Here is a 24,574-nt window from a genome sequence, read left to right on the forward strand (position 1 = left end):
ACCAGTATCGCCCGTCCACCCGACTCAACCACGGCAAACCTTCGCATCTCCGCGTCACCGGCGAAGCCGGCCCCATAGCTCGATACGCTCGCTCGCCTGGCGGCTCGCGGGCTACTCGATCATCGGTGGGGCGCGGTCACTTCCGCCACGGGGCGATGGGGTTGCCCTGCCAGCGGGTGTGAGCGGGGACGACGTCGCCGCGCATCACCAACGACGCGGGCCCGACGGTCGCGCTCTCGCCCAGGCCTGACGCGGGCAGCGCCACACAGTGCGGACCCAGCGTGGAACCGGCCTCCAGGGTGACCCGATCGATTGCCATCACCCGGTCGTGGAACAGATGCGTCTGCACCACACACCCGCGCTGGACCGTGGCGCCGTCGCCGAGGGTCACCAGATCGGCCTCCGGCAGCCAATAGGTCTCGCACCACACACCGCGGCCGATCCGGGCACCCAGCATGCGTAGCCAGAGGTTCAGGATCGGTGTGCCGGTGGCCGCATTGGCGAACCACGGGGCCGCGACGGTCTCCACGAACGCGTCAGACAACTCGTTGCGCCACACGAACGAACTCCACAGCGGATGCTCCGACACCCGGATCCGACCCACCACCAACCATTTCGCCGCCGCCGCGATACAGCATGCGGCCGCGCCGGCCACCAACAGGAGCACACCGCTGAGCAGGGCCGCCGCCCACCAGGACACATGCTGACCGATGTACTGCAGCCCCAACAGCATGAACAGGCCGAGTCCGAACGACACCATCACCGGGATGATGCGCAGGGTCTCCACCACGGCGCGGGCCACCTTCAAACGCACCGGGGGATCGAACGTGCGTGACGTGTCGGTCTCGGCGGTGGTGCGCCGCAATCGGACGGGGGGACTGCCCAGCCAGCTCGACCCCGACTTGGCGCGATCCGGCGTCGCCGACAACACCGCGACCAAGCCGTTCTTCGGCACCTTACGTCCCGGTCCGGTCATCCCGGAGTTGCCCAGGAACGACCGCTTGCCGATCTTGGCCTCGTCGATGTGCAGCCATCCGCCGCCGAGTTCGTAGGACGCCACCATCGTGTCGTCGGCGAGAAACGCTCCGTCGCCGACCGTGGTGAACTTCGGCAACACCAGCGCGGTGGAGATCTCGGTGCCCGCACCCACCTTGACCCCGAGTAACCGGAACCACCACGGCGTCAACAGGCTCGCGTACAGCGGGAACAGGTAGGTGCGAGACGCGTCCATCAAGCGTTCGGTCATCCACACCTGCCAGCCGACGCGTGATCGCACCGGGTGATAGCCCTTGGTGAGCCCAATCGACAGCAGCCGCACCAAGATCGCGGTGATCAACGCGAACACGAGCAGGCTGGTCACGGTGGCGGCCGGCAGCAGGACCAGGCAGCGCAGGGCGACGCTGCGTAGCCGATCGGCATGGATGGCCCACGAGCCCATCACCGCGAGTCCGGCGGCCAGCGCGATCAGCGGGATCGCGGCCAGCACCATCGACGACAGTCCGAAGATCGGCACCCACATCGAACCGCGCGGTGGTCGGTGTTCGGGCCACGGGTGATCGGCCTTGCCGACCTTCACCGCCGGTGAGCCCGCCCAGTGCTGGCGTGCCTTGACCCGACCACGAACTGCCGACCCGGCAGCCACCTCGGCGTCGCGTCCGATCACTGCACCCGGAAGCAACGTCGATCGCGCCCCGATGGAGGCGCCGCGTTTGATGACGATCTCACCGATGTGGACGGTGTCGCCGTCGATCCACCATCCGGCGATGTCCACCTCGGGTTCCACCGACGCACCCTCGCCGATGGTGAGGAAGCCGGTCACCGGCGGAATGGTGTGCAGGTCGACGCCCCGGCCGACGGTGGCGCCGAGGGCGCGGGCCAGATAGATCATCCACGGTGCACCGGACAGGTTGGCCGCACCGCTCGCGTCGAGCAGGCGTTCGGCCACCCACAACCGCAGATGGGTGCTTCCGCCGCGCGGGTAGCTGCCGGGAGTCACCCCGGCCAGGAGCAGACGCGCGCCGGCCGCGGCGATCACCATCCGGCCGGGTGGGGTGATGAACAGCAGGAACGCCACGAGCAGTACCCACCAGTTCACCGGAACCAGCCACGGCACATCCCGGTCGGCGCGCGCCACCACCTCCACCGCGATGTTGTTGACCACGCCCAGCCAGGTCGCCCACTGCAGACCGGTGAGGGTGGTGAGCGGCACCGACAGCAGGATCTGTGCCCAGCCGGTGCTGCGCGGGGTCGGCGTGATGTCACGTTCCTGCACGACCGTCACCGGGGTGCGACCGTCGAGCAGTTCGGCCAGCGAACCCAGACGAGGATGGTCGTAGAGGTCGGCGACGGTGATATCGGGATAGCGTTCCCGCAGTGCGGTTACCAGCTGCGCGGCGGCCAGGGAGCCGCCACCTTCGGCGAAGAAGTCGGCCTTCGCGTCGTCGACGGTGACGCCGAGGACGTCGGTCCATCGTTGGGCCATCCAGGCCTCGGTGTCGGTGAGATCGTCACCGTCATGGTCTTTTTTTGCCGCACCAGAGCTCCCCGGGAGCGGCCAGGGCAGCGCATTGCGGTCCACCTTGCCCGACGTTCGTGTCGGGAGTTCATCCACCAGCGCCAGCCGAGGAACCATGGGCGCCGGCAGCTGTTCGGTGAGCAGTCGATGTGCGGCGGCGACGTCGAAGTTGGGGTGCGGCGACACCAGATAGCCCACCAACAGACTGTTGCCGGCGGCCGACTTGCGGACCGCCGCGGCCGCGCCACTGACGCCCGGAAGCTGTTGGAGCGCATTGTCGATCTCGCCGAGCTCGATGCGCCGCCCACCGACCTTCACCTGGTCGTCGGCGCGACCCTGGAACAGCAGACCGGCCGGATCGAGCCGCACGAGGTCGCCGCTGCGATAGGCCCGTTCCCAACCCAGGGTCGGCATCGGTGCGTACTTCTCGGCGTCCTTGGCCGGGTCCAGATAACGTGCCAGGCCGACGCCACCGATGACGAGTTCACCGACCTCGCCCTCGCCCACCGGCTGGCCATCGGCTCCCACCACGGCCAGATCCCAACCCGGCAGTGGCAATCCGATACGCACCGGGCCGCGGCCATCGAGCGGTGCCGCGCACGCCACCACGGTGGCCTCGGTGGGACCGTAGGTGTTCCACACCTCGCGGCCCTCGACGGCCAGCCGCTCGGCCAGTTCCGGCGGGCAGGCCTCGCCGCCGAAGATCAGCAGCCGCACGGCCTCGAGCGCTTCCGGCGGCCACAGCGATGCCAGTGTGGGCACCGTCGACACCACCGTGACGTCGCGCTGCACCAACCATGGTCCGAGATCCATGCCGCTGCGCACCAGCGATCGGGGTGCAGGCACCAGACAGGCCCCGTAACGCCAGGCCAGCCACATCTCCTCGCAGGAGGCGTCGAAGGCCACCGACAGTCCAGCCAGTACCCGGTCCTCGGGCCCCAGCGGGTCGTCGACGAGGAACGTGCGGGCCTCGGCGTCGACGAACGCGGCCGCATTGCGGTGGGTGACGGCCACACCCTTCGGGGTACCGGTGGAACCCGAGGTGAAGATGATCCACGCGTCGTCATCGACCGTCGGGCGCTGCGCCGGGACCGGCGTGCGTCCTTCGGTCGGGTGCACACCCTCGGCGTCGATGATGGCGTCCACGCCCGCCTCACCGAAGACGAGCTCCGCACGTTCGGCGGGGTCGTCGGCGTCGACGGGAACGTAGGCGGCCCCGGCGTAGAGCGTGGACAGGATCGCCACGTACAGATCGCGGCTGCCCGAGGGCATCCGGATGCCGACACGCCCGCCGCGGCCGACTCCCGCGTCACCGAGGTTCTCGGCGCCGCGGCGTACCAAAGCGAGCAACTCGGAGTAGGTGAGAGTCAGGTCACCATCGTCGATGGCCGGTGAATCCGGGTACGACCGAGCGGTGTCATCGAGGACGTCGCACAGGGTTCGCGGTGCGCTGGCCTGCGACGACAACAGGAACTGGGCCGGAATGACCACGTATCACCACCATCGATTCGGCATGGAACGGAGAATATAACCGAGAGCTCCCAGCAGTGTCTGTGACGCAGGTGAACGGGGCGTGGCGCACGCACCGCGACGTTTGCGCCCATCGATGGTGTGGTAAACGGTCTACGAAACCGAGATCGGAACGCCCGATCCGTGTAGTTTTCGCACTGACGCCATCTCAGCATGTGAGCAACGGACGTGCTGCGTCGGCAATGCGTACCGCCGATCGCCAGACGACGAGGATGTGAGCCATGCCGATCGTGCATCACCGCGCCCCGAGTCTGCTGTCCTATGCCATGTGGGTCGGCAGCCGCGGTCTGCTGCGCCCCACACTCTCGCTGTGGCCGCTGAACAGGCCGGGGATGGCGGGTCTGTTCCTGATAGACCGGGCGCTCGCGGTCGGGCCGCGCCCGGCCGGCGTGGTGCGTGAGCGGATGACGCTGGCGGGTCGTCCGGTCGAACTCATCCTGCCCGCGGGACCATCGCGGCGCGATGCGGAGACGGCCATCCTCTATCTGCACGGCGGCGCGTTCGTGGTCTGCGGACTGGGCTCGCACCGCTCGATCGCGAGTCGGCTGTCGCGATCCTGCGAGCTGCCGGTGTTCTCGGTGGAGTATCGCCAGCTGCCCGCGGCCGGGGTCGGTACCTCGGTGGCCGACGCCGCCGGCGCCTACCGAGAACTGGTGTCGGAACGGGGCTACCGGCGCGTCATCGTCGCGGGTGACTCCGCGGGCGGCTTCCTGGCCGGCAAGGTGATCGAGGCCGCCATCGACGAGGGACTGCCGATGCCCACCGCCTTCGTGGGGATTTCGCCGTTGCTCGACCTCGACGTCGGCACCCACCCGGATCGGTCCAGCCGCTCCGACGCCTACATCCCGCGCAGCAAGATGGCCGAGCTCGCACCGCTGTTCGCGCGTGGTCCGGTGGTCTTCAACGGGGTGCGCCGCATCACCGACCTCGCCGATGCGGCGTTCCCGCCGACGGTGATGGTCACCGCCGAGGGGGAGATGCTCGAAGCCGACGTCATCGAGCTCGTCGAGACGCTCGATGATGCGGGTGTCGACACCGTGGCCCACAGCTACGCTTGGCAGGTGCACGCGTTCCCGGTGCTTTCCACCCGGCACCCGGAGAGCATGCACGCCATCGACGTGATCGCGGCGTTTGCCGCCGACGCCATCCGAAAGGCCAAGGACACTGAGCACCGAGAGGGCCAACGGGCCGGCTGAGTCTCAGACCGCCCCGAAGACCACCGGCGCGAGCGCCCCGACGGTGCCCGGCGCCATCGATGCGCGTTTCACGCTGGCCGCCGAACGCACGGTGCTCGCCTGGGTGCGCACCGCGTTGGGGTTCATGGCGGCCGGGGTTGCCGTGGTCTATGTCGCCGCCGACATCGAACATCCCGTGCTGGAGACTGCGCTGGGGCTGGTGATGGTCGGATTGGGTTGTGCCATCGCCCTGCTCGGTGCGTGGCGGTGGCGACGCACGATGAACGCCCTGCGCGACGGTGGCGAGATGCCCGGCCCCTCGCATGTCACGTTCCTGATCGTTGGGATAGTGGTGGTGGCCGTCGCGATCGCGGTGGTGATCGTAGTCAACACCTGAGATGAGCATTTTTCGATGATCAACAACGACTTCGCACGCGGAGCGCAGACCTTTTCCCGCGGGATGACCATCGTCGGGTCGGCGATCTTGCTGGTCTGCGTGGCCTTGTTGACGGTCAATTGGTGGCAGGAAGGACGATGGGTCTGGGTGGGTCTGGGAATCGCCATCGTGGTGGTCAACATCGGGCTGATCGTGTTGCAGTTCCGGCGGCCGCGCCCGCCGAGCCGGCAGCCGCGCACCGACGACACCCGCCCCGGCGACACCCCGCCCGAATGACCCTCCCGTCGCCGACAGAACCCGAAATGTCACCGACAGAACCCGCGCTCGTGCCGCGAGCGTCGTCGGCGGGCAACTCCCGGTGATGTCCGCGCGAGACCGGTTCGCCTCGGCTCGAGTGGCGCGGCTGGCCACGGTGGGTGCCGATGCCCGCCCGCACCTCGTTCCGGTGGTCTTCGCGCTGTTCGACGACATCGTGGTGTCGTGCGTCGATCACAAACCCAAACGCACACAGCAGCTCCGGCGCCTTGCCAACATCGCGGCGAATCCGGCCGTATCACTACTCGCCGACCACTACACCGAGGAGTGGTCGGGCCTCTGGTGGGTTCGTGTGGACGGCCGCGCCGATGTGGCCGACGCCGAGAGTGAACTCGGCACACGTGCGATCGACCGCCTGGCCGCGAAGTACTCCCACTACCGCACCGACCGACCCGATGGTCCGGTGATCGTGGTGCGCGAACTCACTTTTCACGGTTGGGCGGCGACTCCGGAGCAGTGACCGGCGAGCGTGGGCCGGAGTCGCTCGGCGAGATGTGGGGCTCTCTCGGCAGGCTCAGGCGGTCAGTTCGTGCTCATCGCCGTCGGCGTCGTCGGCGAACTGGGTGCGGTACAGCTCGGCGTAGCGGCCGTTGCGGGCCAGCAGCGTCGCGTGATCGCCACGTTCGACGATCCGCCCACCCTCCAGAACCGCGATCTCGTCGGCGGCCCGGATCGTCGAGAGTCGGTGGGCGATCACGATCGACGTCCGACCGACCAGGGCCTCGGCCAGCGCCTCCTGCACCGCCGCCTCCGACGTCGAGTCCAGATGTGCGGTGGCCTCGTCGAGGATCACCAGCGACGGTTGGGCCAGCAGCAGCCGCGCGATGGTCAGCCGCTGGCGTTCGCCGCCGGACAGGCGGTAGCCGCGCTCGCCGACGACGGTGTCGAGGCCATCGGGCAGGGCCGACACGAGTGCATCGAGGCGCGCGCGACGCAACGCATCCCAGATCTGCGCCTCGGACACGGCCGGATTCGCCAGCGCCAGGTTGGCTCGAACCGTGTCGTGGAACAGGTGACCGTCCTGCGTCACCAAACCGACGGTGCGGTGGACCGAGGCGCTGCGCAGATCGCGCAGATCGACCCCGTTGAGAGTGATCGAACCGGAATCGACGTCGTAGAGCCTGGTCGCGAGATTGGCGATGGTCGACTTGCCGGCGCCTGAACTGCCCACGAGCGCGGTCATGGTGCCCTCCGGCACGTCGAGGTCGATGTTGTGCAGGACCGTCGAACCACCGCGGTTGTCCAGTTGGGCAACCTCTTCCAGCGACGCCAGCGACACCTTGTCGGCCGACGGGTAGGCGAAGGACACGTCGTCGAAGCGCACCGACACCGGGCCTGCCGGCACCGTGCGGGCGTCGGGTTTGTCGGCGATCAACGGCGTCAGGTCCAGCACCTCGAAGACACGCTCGAAGCTGACCAACGCGCTCATGATCTCCACCCGCGCATTCGCCAGCGCGGTCAGCGGCGCATACATCCGGGTCAGCAGCAGCGCCAGCGACACCACGGCGCCCGCGGACAGGTGCCCGCCGACCGCCAGCCAGCCGCCCAGCCCGTAGACCAGTGCCAAGGCGAGCGCGGACACCAGTGTCAGTGCCGTCATGAAGTAGTTCTGCAGCATCGCGCGCCGTACGCCGATGTCGCGCACCCGGTCGGCGCGATCGGCGAACTCCGCCGACTCCACCTCGGGACGTCCGAATAGCTTGACCAACGTCGCACCAGGAGCTGAGAACCGCTCGGTCATCTGCGTCGACATGCGCGCGTTGTGCTCGGCGGCCTCGCGGGACAGGGCCGCCATCCGTTTGCCCATGCGCCGCGCCGGCACCACGAAGATAGGCAACAGCACCAGTGCGAGCAGAGTGATCTGCCAGCTGATCGCGATCATCACGCCCAGCGTGAGCACCAGCGTCACCGCGTTGGACACCACCCCCGACAGCGTGTCGCTGAACGCACGTTGTGCGCCGATGACATCGTTGTTGAGTCGGCTGACCAACGCGCCGGTCCGCGTGCGGGTGAAAAAGGCGACCGGCATCTTCTGCACGTGGTCGAACACCGCACGGCGCAGATCCAGGATGAGTCCTTCACCGATATTGGACGACAACCACCGCAGCGCGATCCCCGATCCGGCCTCGACGAGCGCGATACCCGCGATCAGCACCGCCAGTCCGGCGATGGCACCGCCGCTGCCACCACCGGTGATCAGATTGACCACCCGCCCGGCCAGCAGCGGTGTCGCCACCGTCAACAAGGCGGTGAACACCGACAACCCGAGGAACAGGACGATGCGCCGACGATGCGGTTTTGCGAAGCCGCCGATCCGACGCATGGTGGCGCGCCGTTCACCGCGCAGCGTGCGTCCCTGCGGCGCGTTCATCGTTTTGTACATGGTGTCCCATGCGACCGACTGCATGCTCATCCCACTACGGTAGAACCTCAAGTCAACTTGAGGTCCACCGGCGCAAACGGTGCGTCCGCCGACACCTGTTCGTTGTCCTTCTGCCGTTGTCCTTCTGCCACCGCCGGAGGAAGCGGTACCCGGGGGACGAACCGCGTGCGCTGAGCCTGAGTAGGTTGGATACGGAGTGATCGATCGGGGACGAACGAACGTGATGGACGAAAACGAGGTAACAGCGTGGCAGCAGAACTCAAACTCGGTCTCAAGGCGTCGGCGGAGCAGTTCGATCCGCGGGAACTCGTGGAGATCGCCGTGTTGGCCGAGGAGCACGGGCTCGATTCGGTGACGGTAAGCGATCACTTTCAGCCGTGGCGGCACAACGGTGGTCATGCCCCGTTCTCGTTGGCGTGGATGGCGGCGGTCGGCGAGCGCACCGAGCGGGTGCAGATCGGGACGTCGGTCATGACGCCCACGTTCCGCTACAACCCGGCCGTGATCGCCCAGGCGTTCGCGTCGATGGGCTGCATGTATCCGGGTCGGATCATGCTCGGTGTGGGTACCGGTGAAGCGCTCAACGAGTACGCGACCGGATTTCAGGGTGAGTGGCCGGAGTTCAAGGAGCGTTTCGCCCGGCTGCGTGAGTCGATCAGGCTGATGCGTGAGTTGTGGACTGGCGAGGAGGTGAACTTCGACGGTGAGTACTACAAGACGCAGGGCGCCTACATGTACGACGTGCCCGAGCAGCCGATCCCGGTGTACGTGGCCGCGGGTGGCCCGGTGGTCGCCCGCTATGCCGGTCGGGCAGGTGACGGGTTCATCTGCACGTCGGGCAAGGGTGCCGAGCTGTATCAGGAGAAGCTGATCCCGGCGGTCAAGGAAGGCGCGGAGAAGGCCGAACGCGATTTCGAGCAGATCGACCGGATGATCGAGATCAAGATGTCCTACGATCCGGACCCGGAATTGGCGCTGGAGAACACCCGGTTCTGGGCGCCACTGTCGTTGACCGCCGAGCAGAAGCACAGCGTGAACAGCTCGACGGAGATGGAGCGGTTGGCCGACGAGTTGCCCATCGAGCAGGTCGCCAAGCGGTGGATCGTGGCGTCCGACCCGGACGAGGCGGTGGAAAAGGTCAAGTTCTACACCGACTCGGGGCTCAATCACCTCGTGTTCCACGCGCCCGGGCACGACCAGCGTCGTTTCCTGGAGAACTTCGAAAAGGACCTGGCACCCCGGCTGCGCAAGCTCTCGGTGTGACGGGCGCTCGAGCGTAATCGGCCTCGGGGGGCGCTTGACGGTGCCGGTCGCGGTGGCCGCGGACCGCGCGATTCGTCCGATACCGTGATTGCCCATGGAACGGGACCGCATGGTGGACGTCGGCGTGGCGCTGGTGTCGCGATTCGGGGCGAAGGCGCTGAGCCTGACCTCGGTCGCGCGGCAGGCCGGGGTTGCGCGGGCGACGGCGTACCGGATGTTCGGTGGCAAGGATGCGCTGATCGCCGCGATCGTCGAGCGTGAGGTCGTGACCTTGCGGGTCAAACTGCGCGAGTGGGCCGACGCCGAGCCCGATGCGGCCGGCAAGGTGCGTGCGCAGGTGCGCAACGTGCTGCCCTACATCCGTGAGCACGAGGCCCTGCAGTACGTGCTGCGCAACGAACCCGAAGAGGTGGTGCGGGCGCTCGTGGCCACCGAAGCTGCGGCGGGCCCGACACTGATCCACCAGATCGTGGAGCAGACCCTGCCCGATCTGCAGCCCGAGATCGCCGCGCAACTCCGGCCCGACCCGCGCGGGGCCGCCGAGTTCCTGGTCCGCACGATCTACTCGTTGATGCTCATCCCGGACAGTGCGCTCTCCGACGATGACGTCGCCGACCTGGTGGTGCGCGCCATCGTGAGGTGACCGACGCCGCCACCTGAGTGACAGTTACGCTGAATGTGTAACGCACGAGGAGGTGGGCCGATGTCCGACGAACCGAGCTTGTCGAACACATCCGACGACGAGACCGCGCTGCGGGCCGTGACGATGCACCGCCCCCGGTGGGGTGATCCGACCACCCCGGCCGACCTTCCGGCCGCGGCCGCTGCGCTCGCCGGTGCCGATGCGGTCGCCGATACCGGTGTCGACCCCGACGCGGTCGTGCTCGCCGAACCCGTGGTGCCCGAGGCGGTCCGCACCGCGCTGGTGAAACTGCTCGGAGCGTCGAATGTCAGCGCAGACCACCGTGATCGCATCGATCACACCCGTGGATACTCGACAACCGATCTGCTCACGCTGCGCGGCGGTGACGGCAGCGACGCCCCCGATCTGGTCGTCGCACCCGCAAACCACGACGACGTGGTGCGGCTGCTCGAGTTGTGCGCCCACCACCGGGTCGCGGTGGTGCCGTTCACCGGGGGCACCTCGGTGGTGGGCGGTCTCACGCCGCAGCGTGCCGGGTTCGCCGGGGTCGTGTCGGTGGACCTGCACCGGCTCGACCAGCTCGTGGAGGTCGACGAGATCTCCCGCACCGCGACACTGCAGGCCGGCCTGCGTGGCGTGCGCGCCGAAGAATTGCTGCGCGCCAACGGGTTCACCCTCGGGCATTTCCCGCAGTCCTACGCGGGCGCCGGCATCGGCGGGTACGCGGCCACCCGATCGGCCGGTCAGTCGTCGGCCGGCTACGGTCGCTTCGACGAGATGGTGGAGCATCTGGTGCTCGCCACCCCGCGTGGCACCGTCGAGTTCGGCACGGCACCCCGGTCGGCGGCCGGCCCGGACCTGCGCCACCTCGTCCTCGGATCGGAAGGGGCGTTCGGGATCATCACCGAGGTCACCGTCCGCATCCACCCGACACCCACCCGTCGGGTATTCGAGGGCTGGCGCTTCGCCGACTTCGACGCCGGCGCAGCCGCTCTGCGGCGCCTCGCCCAGGACGGGCCGATGCCCACCGTGCTGCGGCTGTCCGACGAGGTGGAGACCGCCATCAACCTCGCCGACCCCGACGACCTCGGCGGCGATACCGGCGGATGTCTGGCGGTCGTCGGCTATGAGGGTGCGGCGGCCGAGGTGGACCGGCGCCGTGACGCGACCACCGAGGTGTTGGGTCAGGCCGGTGGCACCTACGCCGGAACAGAGCCGGGGCAGGCGTGGCGGGCCGGTCGGTTCCGCGCACCGTATCTGCGTGACCCGCTGCTCGACGCCGGCGTGCTGGTGGAGACCCTGGAGACCGTCACCTACTGGTCCCGATTGGCGGAGGTCAAAGCCGCGGTCACCGATGCGGTGACCACCACCCTCGCCGACCTGGGAACCGAGCCGCTGGTGATGTGTCACATCAGCCATGTGTATGCGGCCGGCGCCTCGCTCTACTTCACCGTCGTCTGCCCACAGACAGCGAACCCGATCGAGCAATGGGCAGCGGCGAAAGCGGCTGCCAACACCGCGATCCGCGCTTCCGGTGCCAGCATCACCCATCATCACGGTGTCGGCCGCGACCACCGCGACACCTACCACGACGAGATCGGCACACTCGCGGTCGAGGCGCTGCGCGCGGTCAAACGCACCTTGGACCCCGACGGCGTCTGCAACCCCGGCATCCTGCTCTGACCTGCGAATGCCGACCTCGTGCGTGATCGATCCAACTCGAATTCACCAGCGAGCACTCCCTGTGGTCGCCGGATCGTCGATAGGCTGAGTCCATGGGTGCAGACACCGTCGAGTCGCGCAGCATCTACCTCGCCTCGGCCGAAGGGGACACCGGCAAGTCGACCATCGCGCTCGGGTTGCTGGCGCTGTTGTCGGCGCGTGGCGGGCGGGTCGGTGTGTTCCGTCCCATCTCCCGGGCCAGCGGCGGCGAACGAGACTACATCCTCGATCTGCTGATGGATCGGGACTCGGTGGATCTGCCCTACGAAGACCGTATCGGCGTCACCTACGAGCAGGTGCACGACGACCCGGAAGCGGCGATCGGGGAGATCGTGGCCCGCTTCCACGCCGTCGAGGCGTCCTGCGACACCGTCCTGATCGTCGGGTCCGACTACACCGACGTCGGCAACCCGTCGGAGCTGAGCTACAACGCGCGGATCGCGGCAAACCTCTCGGCGCCGATCATCCTGGCGGTCAAGGCGTCTGGGCGCAGTGCCGTGGAGATGCACGGTCTGGCCGAGCTGCTGCTCACCGAGATCTCCGCCGCGCATGCGACCACGGCGGCGATCGTGGTGAACCGTTGCGAACCGGAGCTGCTCGACGTCACCAATCGTGAGGTCGCCAAGACCGGGGTGCCGACCTGGTGTCTGCCGGAGAACCCGGTGTTGTTCGCCCCCACGATCGGTGAACTCAAAACCGCGCTCGGTGCGCACATGTACAGCGGCGACGAGGCCCTGCTCGACCGGGAGGCCCTCAACGTGATGGCCGGTGGCATGACCGTCGAACACATCCTGGAGCGGCTGACCGACGGGATGGTGGTGATCACGCCCGCCGACCGTTCCGACGTCCTGCTGGCGCTCGTCAACGCCAATACCGCGCAAAGCTTCCCGAGACTGTCGGGAATCATCCTCAACGGCGGTCTGCGGCCGCATCCGATGATCGAGGCGCTCGTGAAAGGCCTCAAACCGACGCTGCCGATCATCGCGTGCGGACATGGCACCTACGAGACGGCGCGCACCGCCGCGCACACCCGGGGGCGGCTCGGTCGAGATTCGGTGCGCAAGATAGATGCGGCCCTGGGGTTGATGGAACGCAACATCGACCCGGAGGCGTTGCTGAAGGTGCTCGACGTGCGGGCGCCATCGGTGGTCACCCCACAGATGTTCGAGTACGGCCTCATCGCCCGCGCGCGGGCGAACCCCAAGCACATCGTGTTGCCCGAGGGTGAAGAGGACCGGATTCTGCGCGCAGCCGGACACCTGTTGCGACGTAGCGTCGCCCGCCTCACCCTGCTCGGCCCACCGGACCGGATACAGACGCGCGCACAGGAACTCGGTGTCGACCTCGACGGTGTGGACGTGATCGATCCCGGATCGTCGGACCTGCTGGATGATTTCGCCGCCCAGTACACCGAGATTCGCAAGCACCGCGGGATGGACGTGGAGCGAGCAGCCGAGATGATGCACGACGTCTCGTATTTCGGCACGATGATGGTACACACCGGAATCGCCGACGGTATGGTGTCCGGGGCGGTGCACACCACCGCACACACGATCCGGCCGGCCTTTGAGATCATCAAGACCAAGCCCGGCGTCAACACGGTCTCCAGCGTGTTCTTCATGTGTCTGGCCGACAAGGTGCTCGCCTACGGCGACTGCGCGGTGGTGCCCGACCCGACGGATCAACAACTCGCCGACATCGCCATCTCGTCGGCGCAGACGGCCGCGCAGTTCGGGATCGAACCCAAGGTGGCGATGCTCTCGTATTCCACCGGTGAGTCCGGCTCCGGCGCCGACGTCGACAAGGTGCGGGTGGCGACCGATCTCGTACGAGAACGAGCGCCGGAGGTCCTGGTGGAAGGTCCCATCCAGTACGACGCCGCGGTGGAACCGAGCGTGGCGGCGACCAAGATGCCGCAGTCGCCGGTGGCCGGGCAGGCCACGGTCCTAGTCTTCCCGGATCTCAACACCGGCAACAACACCTATAAGGCGGTACAACGCAGTGCGGGTGCGGTCGCCATCGGCCCGGTGCTCCAGGGCCTCAACAAACCGATCAACGATCTGTCCCGCGGCGCGCTGGTCTCCGACATCGTGAACACGGTGGCGATCACCGCCATCCAGGCCCAGGGTGAACCCGGGACCGTGACGGAGGGGCCGGCATGAACGCGGGGGCCGCCGGTGCGGTGCTGGTTCTCAACGCCGGTTCGTCGTCGCTGAAATACCAACTGGTGCATCCCGATAGCCAGCAGGTGGTGGCTGACGGCATCGCCGAACGGATCGGTGATAGCGGGTCTTCGATCACCCATGAACAAAACGGTGACGTCGAGACCGTGTCGGCGGAGCTGCCCGACCACCATGCGGCCATCGAGCGGGCGATGCGGTTCTTCACCGATCACGGCACGGATCTACGCAGCGCCGGGTTGCAGGCGGTGGGCCATCGAGTGGTGCACGGGGGACGCACCTTCTTCCGCCCGACCCTGATCGACAACGAGGTGATCGGGGAGATATCGCGAATCTCCAGCCTTGCGCCGCTGCATAATCCAGCCAACCTGATCGGCATCGAGGCAGCTCGGACTTTGTTGCCGGAGGTGCCATCGGTGGCGGTTTTCGACACCGCTTTCTTCCACGACATGCCCGACGCTGCCGCGACCTACGCCATCGACCGCGGCGTTGCGAGCATGCACGCCATTCGTCGTTACGGATTTCACGGCACCAGCCACGAGTACGTCTCGGAGCAGGTGGCCGGGTTCCTCGAACGCCCACTCGAGTCGATCAATCAGATCGTCCTGCATCTGGGCAACGGGGCGTCGGCGTCGGCGATCGCCGGTGGTCGGCCGATGGACACATCGATGGGGATGACCCCGCTCGAGGGATTGGTGATGGGCACCCGCAGCGGTGACGTCGATCCGGGCATCGTGCTGCACCTGCACCGTGTCGCGAAGCTCCGGGTCGATCAGATCGACACGCTGCTCAACAAGCAGTCCGGGCTGAAGGGTTTGTGCGGCGAAAACGACTTCCGGACCATCACCGAGAAGATGGCGCAGGGCGACGAGGCGGCACGACGCGCCTACGATGTCTACATCCATCGCCTGCGCCGCTACATCGGCGCGTACATGATCGAGTTGGGGAAGGTGGACGCAATCACGTTCACGGCCGGTGTCGGTGAGAACGCGGCGAGTGTGCGCGCCGATGCGCTTGCGGGCCTGGAGAACTACGGGATCGTCGTCGACCGCGATCGTAATGCCCTGCGCAGCAAAGATGCCCGGCGGATTTCGCCGGACGATGCCGACGTGTCGGTGCTCGTGGTCCCCACCAACGAGGAACTGGCCATCGCGCGACAGTCCGCGGAAGTCGTCAGCACCCCGCGTTGAGTGGGCGCCCTTTCCCGTCGAGTGGGCACTCCTCCGCATCGAGTGGGCGCGGTATCTCATTCATTGGGCGCTGTATATCGTTGACTGGGCGTTGTTTTGGGTCGAGTGGGTGCGTTGTCTGATCTCGATACGCCCTCGGCTAGCGCCTCGGGCTCCTCGATCAGCGAGGCGGGGGCTTCACGCTACTCGATGAGCGGGGCGGGGGCTTCACGCTACTCGATGAGCGGGGCGGGGGCTTCGGGCTACTCGAGGAGCGGGGCGGGGGCTTCGGGCTACTCGAGGAGCGGCGGCTTCGGGCTGCTGGATCAGCGGGGCGGGCTTTGGGTTGTTCTATCAGCGAGGGGTGGCGTGTTCAGAAGAGCGTGTCCGGCCGCACGTAGTTCGCGAGGTCGACGAGCATGAACCGGTGATCTCGGTTGGACCGGGTCTGTCGGGCCAGTGCTCGCAGACTGCGTTCGGTGCCGGCCCGCAGGCCCTGCTCGGTGAACGGATATCCCAGCAGCGTGGTCGGTTGAAGGGTGGGATCGGTGTCGGGATTCTCGTGCACCCAGCCCAGGGCGGTGCCGAGCACGATGAGCAGCAGACGCTGCTTGCGGGGTTCGCCCTCGGGCATCACGCCCACTCGTCGCGCGGCTTCGACGACCTGCTGGCGGGTGATCTCGCCGGTGGGTCTGCCGTGCACCAGTGCGATCACCGCCGTCGCGCGTGCGGTGTTGAAATGTCTGCTGGTGGGCGGCACTTCGTCCAGCGGTGCGATGGCCGACGCGACGTCACCGGCGGCCACCGCCAGCCGTGCCAGCCCGAAGGCCGCGGTCACGATCCCGTGGTCGGTGAGCCACAGATCGTGATAGTGGTGGGCGGCGACATCGAATAGTTCGGCTATGCGTGCGTCGTGACTCTCCGACGGCAAACCCTCATCCGACAGCCACCGGCCGATGAGTTCGGCCGTACCGGCCACCGCCAACTTCGGTGCCACCTCGCCGGGCATCGCCTGCAGCACATCGCTGAACCGCTCATAGGCCAGCTCTGGCTCGTCGTTCATCAGCGCGCAGATGGCCAGATACCATTGCACGCGCCACGAATCACCGTGGTGCACCGAGACATCCCGCAACAGAGCGAGGGCGGTGTCGACGTCGTCGAGTTCCAGATGCGCGCGCACCTCGGCGAGATCGATCTCCAGGGACGGGTGTTTGCGCTTGTCGGTGCGGCCGAGCAGTGACGAGAAGCCGTCGGCGCGGGCCGCATGGATGGAGTCCAGGGTCTGGCGCGGATCGGAGAACGCGGCCGAGGTGAGCATGCTCGACGCGGGATCGGCGGGATTGACCAGCGGCAGCGGCAACGCCCGGGCGATGTCGACAGGATCGTAGAACGCGGCCTGTTCGGGATCGAAGAAACCGTCGACCGGTGCCAACATCAGATCGGTACCGAACGTCGAGCGTTGCGGGGTGAACACCGTGGACAGCGATGGGCGCGGCACGCCCGTGTGCACGGCGACGATCTCGCGCAGCACATTGAGGACCTGGGTCGTCATCTCGTCGGTGGAGGCGAACCGGTCGGCAGGGTCTTCGGCCGTAGCTCGTTGCAGCAGAAGGTAATACGACGGATTATCTCGGAACACCGGGGTGTCTTCAGTGGAGGGCAGGCCGTCGAGGTAGCGGCCGTTGCGTTTGGGCATGTCCACGGTGAGCGCCGCGAGGGTGCGACCGATGCTGTAGATGTCGGAGGCCACCTGCGGGCCGGTCCGGACGATCTCGGGGGCCTGGAAACCCGGTGTGCCGTACAGGTGTCCGTACCCGTTGATCGCCGACACCGCACCGAGGTCGATCAGCTTCACCTCGTCGCTGCCGACCATGATGTTCTCGGGTTTGACGTCGTTGTAGACCAGGCCGACGGAGTGCAGGTAACCGACGGCGGGCAGTACCTCCAGCATGTAGGCCATCGCGTGCTCGACGGGCAGCAACCCGGTGCCGCCTTCGTCCTCGGCAGTGATCTGTTTGAGGGTCTGCCCGCCGATGTACTCCATCACGATGTAGCCGAAACGGTCACCGAATTCGTTGACGTGCTCCACGAAGTTGTAGATCTTGACGATGCCGGGGTGGTTCACCGACGCGAGGAACTGTCGTTCGGCGACAGCCACTGCCTGCGCCTCGGAGTCCGACGAATTGAGCAGACCCTTGAGCACGACGGGGCGGTCGGAGACGTTGCGGTCGATGGCCAGATAGATCCAGCCGAGGCCGCCATGTGCGATGGCACCGGCGATCTCGTACTGGTCGGCAACCAGTGTGCCCTGCTCGAGGCCGGGCACGAACGAATACCGCACCCCGCAGTGCGGGCACTCGCCGGTGAGATCGCCCTGACCGGGACCGGAGGTGCGTCCGACCGGTTTTCCACATCGCCAGCACGTGCGTTTGCTCTCCGCGATGACCGGGTGGGTCAGCACCGCATCTGCGGGCTCGATGTCGGTGATCTTGGGCAACTCGACGAGTCCACTGCCCAGACGACGATCGTGCACCATCGATCGGTTGCGCGGCACCAGTCGCCGACCTGAGCCGAGGGCGGAGATAACGTCGGTCGGGATCGTCGGTCCGGACCGTCCCGACACCCGGTCGGTGGGTCCGTCTTCCTGGTCATCTGCGTTCCCAACGTCGGCGTACTGGGTTCCGACGTCGAGATCGCCGAGGGTGGCCTGCTGGGTGCCGACATCGAGATCGTCAACCGACGCCTGCTGGGTGCCGACATCGAGATCGTCAACCGACGCCTGCTGGGTGCCGACGTCGAGATCGGCGGCCGACGCCGCCTGGGTACCCACGTCGGCGGGCTCGTCGTCGCAGAGCTCATCGCGGCTCACCGCCTGCGTGCCCACCTCGGCCCCGCCCGCGTCCGCTGTGGACGCCGGCGCCTGCGGGCGATACTCCTCGTCTGTCATCTCAGCCTGTCATCTCAGCACGTCACCTCGATCGGCCAGTGCCGCTCGGTCGGATGCTCCCCGTCGTCTCCTCATCGGTCATGCCGTCAGTCTCTGTACACCGGTTGTGGCGGTCCGTTACTCGGCCCCAGGATCGACAACCAGCGGTCGTACATCTCTTGCCACTGTCCTGAGCTGCGGAGCTGTTCGAGGACTCCGTTCACGAAACGCACCATGTCGTCTTGGCCCTTCGGGATTCCGACACCGTAGTACTCCACGCCGAGACTAGGCCCCACGAGTTGCACCCACGGGTCCTGTTCGGCGAGGCCGGCGAGGATGGCGTCGTCGGTGCTGACCGCGTCGGCCTGACCCTGTTGCATCATCACCAGGCAATCGGCCCACGTGGTGGTGGTGACCATTCTGACGCGCGGCACGATGGCCTGTATTCGGCCGATGGAGGTGGCGCCCCGGGCGGCGCACACGCGTTTGCCGACGAGTTGCCGAGGTTCGGTGACACCGGAGTTGCGGGTCGACAGAATGCGTTGGTAGGCAACGTAGTAAGGGGTTGAGAACGACACATCCTGCAGCCGGTCACACGTGATGCTCATCGTCTTCACCACCACGTCGACGGAGTGGTCGGCGAGCGCCTGGGTGCGGTCGGCGGAACTGAGCACCCGGAACTCGATGGTGGCTTCGTCGCCGAAGATGGCTTGCGAGATCGCGCGCGCGATGTCGACGTCGAATCCCTGGATGTCGCCGCTGATCGGGTCGCGGAAACTGAACAGATTGCTGCCGATGTCGAGTCCGACGATGAGCCGCCCGCTCTCCAGGATCTCCGCCATCGTGCTGCCCCGCGGCATCTGGCCGGGGGGTGGCATCGCACCGGGGCGCAGGCTCACCGTCGCGTCGCAGTTCTGCGAGGTCGGCACCGGCTCGCGCGGCACATCGGTCTGCGCACCGGGAGGCAGCGGACGTGCTCCGAACGCGACCGGTGGCGGCGATTCCGGTGCGGGGAACCGGGCGCAGCCGGTGGCGGCGGCACCCACCGCCAGGACCAGTACCGCCGACGTCGTCAGCTTCTTGATGCGTACCCGAACCTCGAACCGGTCGATCATCGGTACTCCCGGATACGCGGGATCAGTCCGATCACCACCGCGGCGCCGGCGAACAAGGTCAGTCCGAGGATGCCGGAGCCAGTGAAGCCGAGGACACGTTGGGCGGTGTTGATGTCGTCGCGGAAGGCCTGGCGGGTGGTGGTGATGCTGTCGACGAGCGCGCGGTCGAGGTCGCGGTAGGCCTGCGCGGTGGTGTTGCGCCCGTCGCCCATCGTCATCGTGCGGGCCTGTGCGAAGTCACCTGCCGACATCTGTGCGCGGACCTGCGCATCGAGTTCACGCCAGCGGTCGAGCACATAGTTGGCGTTGTAGATCTGCGCGTCGGTGACGACGCTGGAGTCACCGCGCTCGCGCTCCACCCGGTCGATCAGCCGCTCGATGGCGGCGGTGGTGTCGGTGAATGTGCGGTCCTGATCTTCTTGGTCACCGCGGCGCACCAATGACAGCGTCTCCGCCGACCGCGCCTGCTGGGTGAGAATGCGTGCCGAGGTGAGTTCGCGCAGTGGGGCCGCCCCGTCCACGCGCGCGTTGTTGGTGGCGGCCACCGACATCAAACCGGAGGTCAGCAGCCACACCGTCCCCACGACGACTGCGATCAAGGCCGACAACACACCGACGTTGAATCGACGTCGAGTGCGCCTGACCAGATAGCGGCTGGTGGCCAAGAGCCCGACGACCAAGGCGACCAACGCGATGTACACACCCCACGGTGGCTTCGTCAGCGCACTCTGCGGATCGGCGATTGCCATCGACCGACGCTGGTACAGGCGCTGGGCGGCCGGCAGGATCTTCTCCTGCATCATGTTCGACGCCTCGCCGAGGTACGCCGAGCCGACCGGGTTGCCGAGACGGTTGTTGGTCCGGGCGACTTCCACGAGGCCGCTGTATACCGGGATGCTGATGGCCAGGGTGTTGAGGTCCGAGTCGATCTCGCGAGAGGCGGCCGCGCTGGTGGCTCGCTCGACCTCTTCGGAGGACCCGGCCGCGATGATCAGCGACGACGACGCGGTGGCGAGCGCGTCGGCGTATCGCGTCCGCAACTCCGGCGATTCCAGGCCGCCGGAGATGAACGCCGAGTTGGCCGAGGCATCGGCGATCGACAGTGAACTGTAGAGAACCTGGGAGGCTTCGGCGAGCGGCTCGGTGCGATCGATCATCAGCCGAAGTGTCTGGGTGCGGTCTTCCAACGTTGTCGAGGCGTACAGACCGGTGGCCACACACGAGATCGCGAGCACCACAAGGATCAGGATGAGTTTTCCCGGACTGGTGACCGAGTAGTGGCGCAGCGTCGTCAGCGGCGACTGTGCCCGCTGGCGTGTCGAGGTGACGAGATTGCGGCGGTCGGAGAGCACCTGTCGGATCGGAGGCGCCGTGGGACTGGGCCGGATGGTCCGGCCCGCACGCGTGAGCGCGGTCCTCATGGGCGAGACGTCGCCGGTCACGTCAGGTTCCTTCCGAACTCTCCATATTTCCGGCGTCACTTTCCGATCGTGCCGGTCGCGCCGGCGTCGGGTTCACGGTCTCCACCTTGTCTGTCGCCGCGTGCAGTCCATATGTTTCGTCTCTCGGCAAGAGGCGAAACGCGATGTCCGGCGTTGCGTCGAAAGCTCGAGGACACGGTTCGGACATCTGCCTCAACCCTAGTCCTCGGGTGCGCGCCCGGCTCGACGTGCGGTGCCGTGTCCCCGCACTTCTCGGATTGCGGGCGGATCGGGTCGGCGGGGGAGTCGACCAGAGGCGGATCGGGTCGGCGGAGTGAATTCCACGTTCGCACTCTGGCCAGTACCGGCCGCCTCACATACGGTGGACGACGTCCGGGCCGCACGGTTGGAGAGTCGGGGCGACGACGAGCAGCAGGAGGCAGAGTGCGCGGAGACGGCGACGGTTGGGTGGTCGATCCGGACGGTTCGCGCTACTGGGGCCGCAATGGTGCGGCAGGACTGCTGCTGCGCGCGCCGCTGTCCGACGGGTCCACCGGGATCCTGCTCCAGCACCGGGCGGTGTGGTCGCACCAGGGCGGTACCTGGGGTTTGCCCGGAGGTGCCCGCGACTCTCATGAGAGTGCGATCGACACGGCGATCCGCGAGGCCGACGAGGAAGCCGGTATCGGGGACAGCGCGCTGCGGGTGGTTGCCGCGATCGTCACCCACCAGGCGCCCAGCGGGTGGACGTACACCACGGTGATCGCAGAGGTTGATCAACCGGTGGACACCGTGGCGAACTTCGAGTCCGCTGAGCTGCGCTGGGTGCGCGAGGACGACATCTCCGAGTTGCCGTTGCATCCGGGTTTCGAGAATGCTTGGCCGATGCTGCAGGAACGCATCAACGCTCTCGATCCGCGGAGCTGAGAATCGGGCCCAATTCTGCAGTCGGGCCCAGTTTTGGGATCGGGCCACCGCCGGTCACTGCGTCGGCCGGAGCCGGTTGGCCCCGGCGATGAGTGCGCGGACGTTGGCTTCGTCGGCGGTCTGGCCGGTGCCGTACGCCCAGCATCGGCGGTCGTCGTGTTCGCACAGCAGGAATGTGATGACGGTCCCGGCGACCTCGCGCTGATGGAGTCCGGCGATCTGGACCGGCGCCCCGATGTCGTGCAACATCGACGTCATTGCCCCGATCGGGCCGGCGGCGGTCGCCTGTAACGACATGATCTTGTCGGCGTGGGCGATGGTGGCCTGGCAGGTGACCAGGTCTTCTCGGTCCCGTCGGGTCGACCAGGTGCCCAGCCGGATCGCCCCGGTCGGGGCGTACTCGGCGAGGAAGCCTTCCCAGCTCAGGCCGGTCGCCTCCTCGCGCATGCCGCGTGGCAGCGACTGACCGAACCGAGCCGCGAACGGATCGGTGCGTGGATGTGTTGTGCGTCGGATGGTGTGCATGGAATTCGCCTGTCCGGTCGAGGAGCGACCGACGGGCAGATGCGCAACGACCCCGCAGCGGGGGGTCGGTCAGATTCAGACCCCGCTGCGGCGGGTTACGAGCGCGTTCTGCATGCACAACATGATGGCGACCACGATAGACCGCGCAGTTGCGACGCGGCAACTGCGTTGTCGGCGCAACGTCCTACAGCGCACCACGCAACTGCGTGGCGGCCGTGCGTGGATCGTCGGCGGCGGTGATCGCGCGGACCACCACTGCCCGGCGGGCTCCGGCATCGGTCACCGCAGTGAGCCGGTCGGCGTCGATGCCGCCGATGGCGAACCACGGCTTCTCGGTCGCGACCGCCGCTGCCTGACGGACGAGGCCCAGGCCGGGGGCGGACCGGCCGGGTTTGGTCGGCGTGGGCCAGCACGGCCCGACGCAGAAGTAGTCGACGTCGTCGTCGTCGACCGCTTCGCGTAACTGTGTTGCGTCGTGGGTGGAGATGCCGATCGCGATGTCGGCGCCGGCAATGTGGCGGGCCAGCTTGGCGGGCAGGTCGCCCTGTCCGACGTGCAGGACATCGGCGCGTGACAGTGCGGCGATGTCGGCGCGGTCGTTGACCGCGAGCATCGCGCCGTGCTGGTGGGCGATGGCGCGCATACGTGCCAGGATCTCGAGTTCCTCTCGGGCCTCGAGGGTGCCGAACTGCGCTTCGCCGGGCGAACCCTTGTCCCGTAACTGGACGATGTCGACACCGCCGGCGACTGCAGCGGACACGAAGTCGACGAGATCTCCGCGTTCCCGGCGGGCGTCGGTGCACAGGTAGAGGCGGGCGTCGGCGAGCCGCGCGGTCCGCGCGCTTCGGGTGTCGGTCACGGTGGCCACGCTAGCCGTGGGAGTCGAGACGACTGCGGCCCCGGGTCGCCACCGCCGTGCCAACGCCCAGAACGACGGCGGTAGCCTGGGGTGGAACGACACGGGAGCCCGGGGTGCGCCGGGCTGAGAGTGCGGATCGATCCTCCGCTGACCGTTTGACCTGATCCGGGTAATGCCGGCGAAGGAAGGATGATCGGACGTGATTGCTGACAATTCCGGCTCCGCCACCGGCCTGCTGGCGGTGATCGGTGGCGGTGTCATCGGCTTGACCTGTGCGTTGGCCGCTGCCGACGCCGGTTGGCGGGTTCGGGTGTTTGACGCCGGCGCCGAGCATCGGGCGGCATGGGTGGCGGCGGGCATGCTCGGGTCCCTGGGTGAAGGGCATCCCGGGGAGGACGAGCTGCTGGCATTGTCCACCGAGTCGGTGCGCCGCTGGCCGCAGTTGCTGTCCCGTCTGGGCGGCCACAGCGTTCTGGCAGCCGCCGACTCGCTGTTCGTCGCAGCGTCCTCCGCCGACGCCGAACATCTCGATACTCTCGCCGACTTCGTCTGGGCCCGCCGACCGCGCGCCCAGGACGACCTGCGCCGGGTGGGCCCGACTGAGATACGGCGACTCGAATCGGCCGTGAGCTCCCGGCTGCACAGCGGCTATCTGGCCATCGGTGAGGGCGCGGTGGACAACCGTCGATTGCTCGCCGCGTTGCGGGAGGCGCTTCTGGCGGCCGGTGGTGAGGTGATCGAGCGGCGGATCAGTGATCTCGCCGAGCTGGCCGACGCCGATGACATCCTCGTCGCCGCGGGATTGGGAACGTCCGCGCTGGTGCCGGAGGTGTCGTTGCATGCGGCCAAGGGAGAGATCCTTCGGCTCCGCCGGACCACGTGGTCGGTGCCACCGCCAACGCACGTGGTGCGAGCGCGGATGCACGGTCGGGCGGTGTATCTGGTCCCGCGGCAGGACGGCGTCGTTGTCGGCGCCACTCAGTACGAACCGTTCGACGAGACGGCCTTTGCCCCCGATGTCGGCGGCGTGACGGACCTGCTGTCCGACGCCGTCGACCTCATGCCCGGTCTGCGTACCTACGAGCTGGCCGAGGCCGGTGCCGGCATGCGTCCGTGTTCGGTCGACGGGCTCCCCATCATCCGTCGCATCGATGAGCGGGTGCTGGTTGCCACCGGTCACGGCCGCAACGGAATCCTGTTGGCGCCCTATACGGCTCATGTGGTCCTCGACGTACTCCGCGGCGCTGCAGGCCGGCGCACTGTCGGGGCCACGAACGCGAGCGACGCCATCAACCAAGGAGTGAACAGATGATGACGGTCACCGTCAACGGAGAGGATATGACCCTGCGGCCCGATGCCTCGGTGGCGGAACTGCTGAGGAGTATGGGTCTGCCGGACCGAGGTATCGCCGTCGCAGTCGACGGCGTGGTTGTTCCCCGGGGGAGCTGGAGCACGGCCCTGCATGCGGGTGCCGGTGTCGAAATCGTCACGGCGGTGCAGGGTGGGTAG

The 24,574-nt window shown here is 67.5% G+C and carries 19 protein-coding genes and 1 riboswitch; of the genes, 12 read left to right on the top strand and 7 right to left on the bottom strand.

What is annotated here, in order from left to right; genetic code table 11:
• Positions 1-136 precede the first annotated feature (136 nt).
• Positions 137-4,006: a Pls/PosA family non-ribosomal peptide synthetase gene (locus VX037_RS21675; RefSeq protein WP_328715848.1), complete on the bottom strand. Its 3,870-nt coding sequence runs from the start codon at positions 4,004-4,006 to the stop codon at positions 137-139.
• Positions 4,007-4,266: 260 nt separating this feature from the next.
• On the opposite strand from VX037_RS21675, the gene VX037_RS21680 reads away from it, so the two are divergent.
• The 4 genes from VX037_RS21680 (at position 4,267) to VX037_RS21695 (ending at position 6,392) form a co-directional block, all read left to right on the top strand.
• The gene (locus VX037_RS21680) at positions 4,267-5,241 is read left to right on the top strand and encodes an alpha/beta hydrolase (RefSeq protein WP_235721829.1); all 975 of its coding nucleotides are present in this window, start codon (positions 4,267-4,269) and stop codon (positions 5,239-5,241) included.
• A 43-nt stretch (positions 5,242-5,284) separates the two neighbouring features.
• A complete protein-coding gene (locus VX037_RS21685) occupies positions 5,285-5,617 on the top strand; it encodes a YidH family protein (protein ID WP_235721830.1) in 333 nt (110 codons plus the stop codon).
• Between the two features lie 15 nt (positions 5,618-5,632).
• Positions 5,633-5,893: a hypothetical protein gene (locus VX037_RS21690; RefSeq protein WP_235721831.1), complete on the top strand. Its 261-nt coding sequence runs from the start codon at positions 5,633-5,635 to the stop codon at positions 5,891-5,893.
• Between the two features lie 85 nt (positions 5,894-5,978).
• Positions 5,979-6,392: a TIGR03668 family PPOX class F420-dependent oxidoreductase gene (locus VX037_RS21695; RefSeq protein ID WP_235721832.1), complete on the top strand. Its 414-nt coding sequence runs from the start codon at positions 5,979-5,981 to the stop codon at positions 6,390-6,392.
• Positions 6,393-6,446: 54 nt separating this feature from the next.
• Here the strand turns inward: VX037_RS21695 and VX037_RS21700 are convergent, their stop codons facing one another.
• Positions 6,447-8,345 (bottom strand): ABC transporter ATP-binding protein, encoded by a 1,899-nt coding sequence (locus VX037_RS21700; RefSeq protein ID WP_328715850.1) that lies wholly within the window; start codon positions 8,343-8,345, stop codon positions 6,447-6,449.
• A 216-nt stretch (positions 8,346-8,561) separates the two neighbouring features.
• On the opposite strand from VX037_RS21700, the gene fgd reads away from it, so the two are divergent.
• From fgd to VX037_RS21725, 5 genes are all read left to right on the top strand, one after another.
• Positions 8,562-9,578 (top strand): glucose-6-phosphate dehydrogenase (coenzyme-F420), encoded by a 1,017-nt coding sequence (fgd, locus tag VX037_RS21705; RefSeq protein ID WP_235721834.1) that lies wholly within the window; start codon positions 8,562-8,564, stop codon positions 9,576-9,578.
• Between the two features lie 94 nt (positions 9,579-9,672).
• On the top strand, positions 9,673-10,221 hold the full coding sequence (locus tag VX037_RS21710) for a TetR/AcrR family transcriptional regulator (RefSeq protein ID WP_235721835.1): 549 nt from the start codon (positions 9,673-9,675) through the stop codon (positions 10,219-10,221).
• A 60-nt stretch (positions 10,222-10,281) separates the two neighbouring features.
• The gene (locus VX037_RS21715) at positions 10,282-11,904 is read left to right on the top strand and encodes an FAD-binding oxidoreductase (protein ID WP_235721836.1); all 1,623 of its coding nucleotides are present in this window, start codon (positions 10,282-10,284) and stop codon (positions 11,902-11,904) included.
• A 92-nt stretch (positions 11,905-11,996) separates the two neighbouring features.
• A complete protein-coding gene (gene pta / locus VX037_RS21720) occupies positions 11,997-14,105 on the top strand; it encodes a phosphate acetyltransferase (RefSeq protein WP_235721837.1) in 2,109 nt (702 codons plus the stop codon).
• On the top strand, positions 14,102-15,313 hold the full coding sequence (locus tag VX037_RS21725) for an acetate kinase (RefSeq protein WP_235721838.1): 1,212 nt from the start codon (positions 14,102-14,104) through the stop codon (positions 15,311-15,313). Before pta ends, VX037_RS21725 begins: the two co-directional genes overlap by 4 nt.
• Positions 15,314-15,665: 352 nt before the next feature.
• Here the strand turns inward: VX037_RS21725 and VX037_RS21730 are convergent, their stop codons facing one another.
• The 3 genes from VX037_RS21730 to VX037_RS21740 form a co-directional block, all read right to left on the bottom strand.
• Positions 15,666-18,239, bottom strand: a complete 2,574-nt coding sequence (locus VX037_RS21730) for a serine/threonine-protein kinase (RefSeq protein WP_235721839.1) — start codon at positions 18,237-18,239, stop codon at positions 15,666-15,668.
• An 86-nt stretch (positions 18,240-18,325) separates the two neighbouring features.
• Positions 18,326-19,333: a transporter substrate-binding domain-containing protein gene (locus VX037_RS21735; RefSeq protein ID WP_235721840.1), complete on the bottom strand. Its 1,008-nt coding sequence runs from the start codon at positions 19,331-19,333 to the stop codon at positions 18,326-18,328.
• On the bottom strand, positions 19,330-20,775 hold the full coding sequence (locus tag VX037_RS21740; protein ID WP_235721841.1) for a hypothetical protein: 1,446 nt from the start codon (positions 20,773-20,775) through the stop codon (positions 19,330-19,332). Before VX037_RS21740 ends, VX037_RS21735 begins: the two co-directional genes overlap by 4 nt.
• Positions 20,776-21,198: 423 nt before the next feature.
• On the opposite strand from VX037_RS21740, the gene VX037_RS21745 reads away from it, so the two are divergent.
• Complete coding sequence (locus VX037_RS21745) at positions 21,199-21,681, top strand: NUDIX hydrolase (RefSeq protein WP_235721842.1); 483 nt, start codon at positions 21,199-21,201, stop codon at positions 21,679-21,681.
• 54 nt (positions 21,682-21,735) lie between these two features.
• Here the strand turns inward: VX037_RS21745 and VX037_RS21750 are convergent, their stop codons facing one another.
• The gene (locus tag VX037_RS21750) at positions 21,736-22,206 is read right to left on the bottom strand and encodes a hypothetical protein (protein ID WP_308191641.1); all 471 of its coding nucleotides are present in this window, start codon (positions 22,204-22,206) and stop codon (positions 21,736-21,738) included.
• A gap of 184 nt (positions 22,207-22,390) precedes the next feature.
• On the bottom strand, positions 22,391-23,074 hold the full coding sequence (gene thiE, locus VX037_RS21755) for a thiamine phosphate synthase (RefSeq protein ID WP_235721843.1): 684 nt from the start codon (positions 23,072-23,074) through the stop codon (positions 22,391-22,393).
• A gap of 81 nt (positions 23,075-23,155) precedes the next feature.
• A riboswitch (TPP riboswitch) is annotated at positions 23,156-23,270 on the top strand.
• Between thiE and thiO the strand changes: the two genes are divergently transcribed.
• Together thiO and thiS are read left to right on the top strand one after the other, a co-directional pair.
• Complete coding sequence (gene thiO / locus VX037_RS21760; RefSeq protein ID WP_235722008.1) at positions 23,268-24,377, top strand: glycine oxidase ThiO; 1,110 nt, start codon at positions 23,268-23,270, stop codon at positions 24,375-24,377. Its footprint overlaps the riboswitch before it by 3 nt.
• Positions 24,377-24,574: a sulfur carrier protein ThiS gene (gene thiS, locus VX037_RS21765; protein ID WP_235722009.1), complete on the top strand. Its 198-nt coding sequence runs from the start codon at positions 24,377-24,379 to the stop codon at positions 24,572-24,574. Before thiO ends, thiS begins: the two co-directional genes overlap by 1 nt.

Origin of the sequence: Gordonia sp. Z-3, from assembly GCF_036233855.1 — a bacterium.
GTDB lineage: Bacteria > Actinomycetota > Actinomycetes > Mycobacteriales > Mycobacteriaceae > Gordonia > Gordonia tangerina.

Bases quoted from the DNA above. Each gene is read 5' to 3' on its own strand.
- VX037_RS21730 (WP_235721839.1), bottom strand. From the start codon at position 18,239: ATGACAGACGAGGAGTATCGCCCGCAGGCGCCGGCGTCCACAGCGGAC.
- thiS (WP_235722009.1), top strand. From the start codon at position 24,377: ATGACGGTCACCGTCAACGGAGAGGATATGACCCTGCGGCCCGATGCC.
- VX037_RS21700 (WP_328715850.1), bottom strand. From the start codon at position 8,345: ATGAGCATGCAGTCGGTCGCATGGGACACCATGTACAAAACGATGAAC.
- pta (WP_235721837.1), top strand. From the start codon at position 11,997: ATGGGTGCAGACACCGTCGAGTCGCGCAGCATCTACCTCGCCTCGGCC.
- VX037_RS21710 (WP_235721835.1), top strand. From the start codon at position 9,673: ATGGAACGGGACCGCATGGTGGACGTCGGCGTGGCGCTGGTGTCGCGA.
- VX037_RS21735 (WP_235721840.1), bottom strand. From the start codon at position 19,333: ATGATCGACCGGTTCGAGGTTCGGGTACGCATCAAGAAGCTGACGACG.
- VX037_RS21725 (WP_235721838.1), top strand. From the start codon at position 14,102: ATGAACGCGGGGGCCGCCGGTGCGGTGCTGGTTCTCAACGCCGGTTCG.
- VX037_RS21690 (WP_235721831.1), top strand. From the start codon at position 5,633: ATGATCAACAACGACTTCGCACGCGGAGCGCAGACCTTTTCCCGCGGG.
- VX037_RS21680 (WP_235721829.1), top strand. From the start codon at position 4,267: ATGCCGATCGTGCATCACCGCGCCCCGAGTCTGCTGTCCTATGCCATG.
- VX037_RS21750 (WP_308191641.1), bottom strand. From the start codon at position 22,206: ATGCACACCATCCGACGCACAACACATCCACGCACCGATCCGTTCGCG.
- VX037_RS21695 (WP_235721832.1), top strand. From the start codon at position 5,979: ATGTCCGCGCGAGACCGGTTCGCCTCGGCTCGAGTGGCGCGGCTGGCC.
- VX037_RS21715 (WP_235721836.1), top strand. From the start codon at position 10,282: ATGTCCGACGAACCGAGCTTGTCGAACACATCCGACGACGAGACCGCG.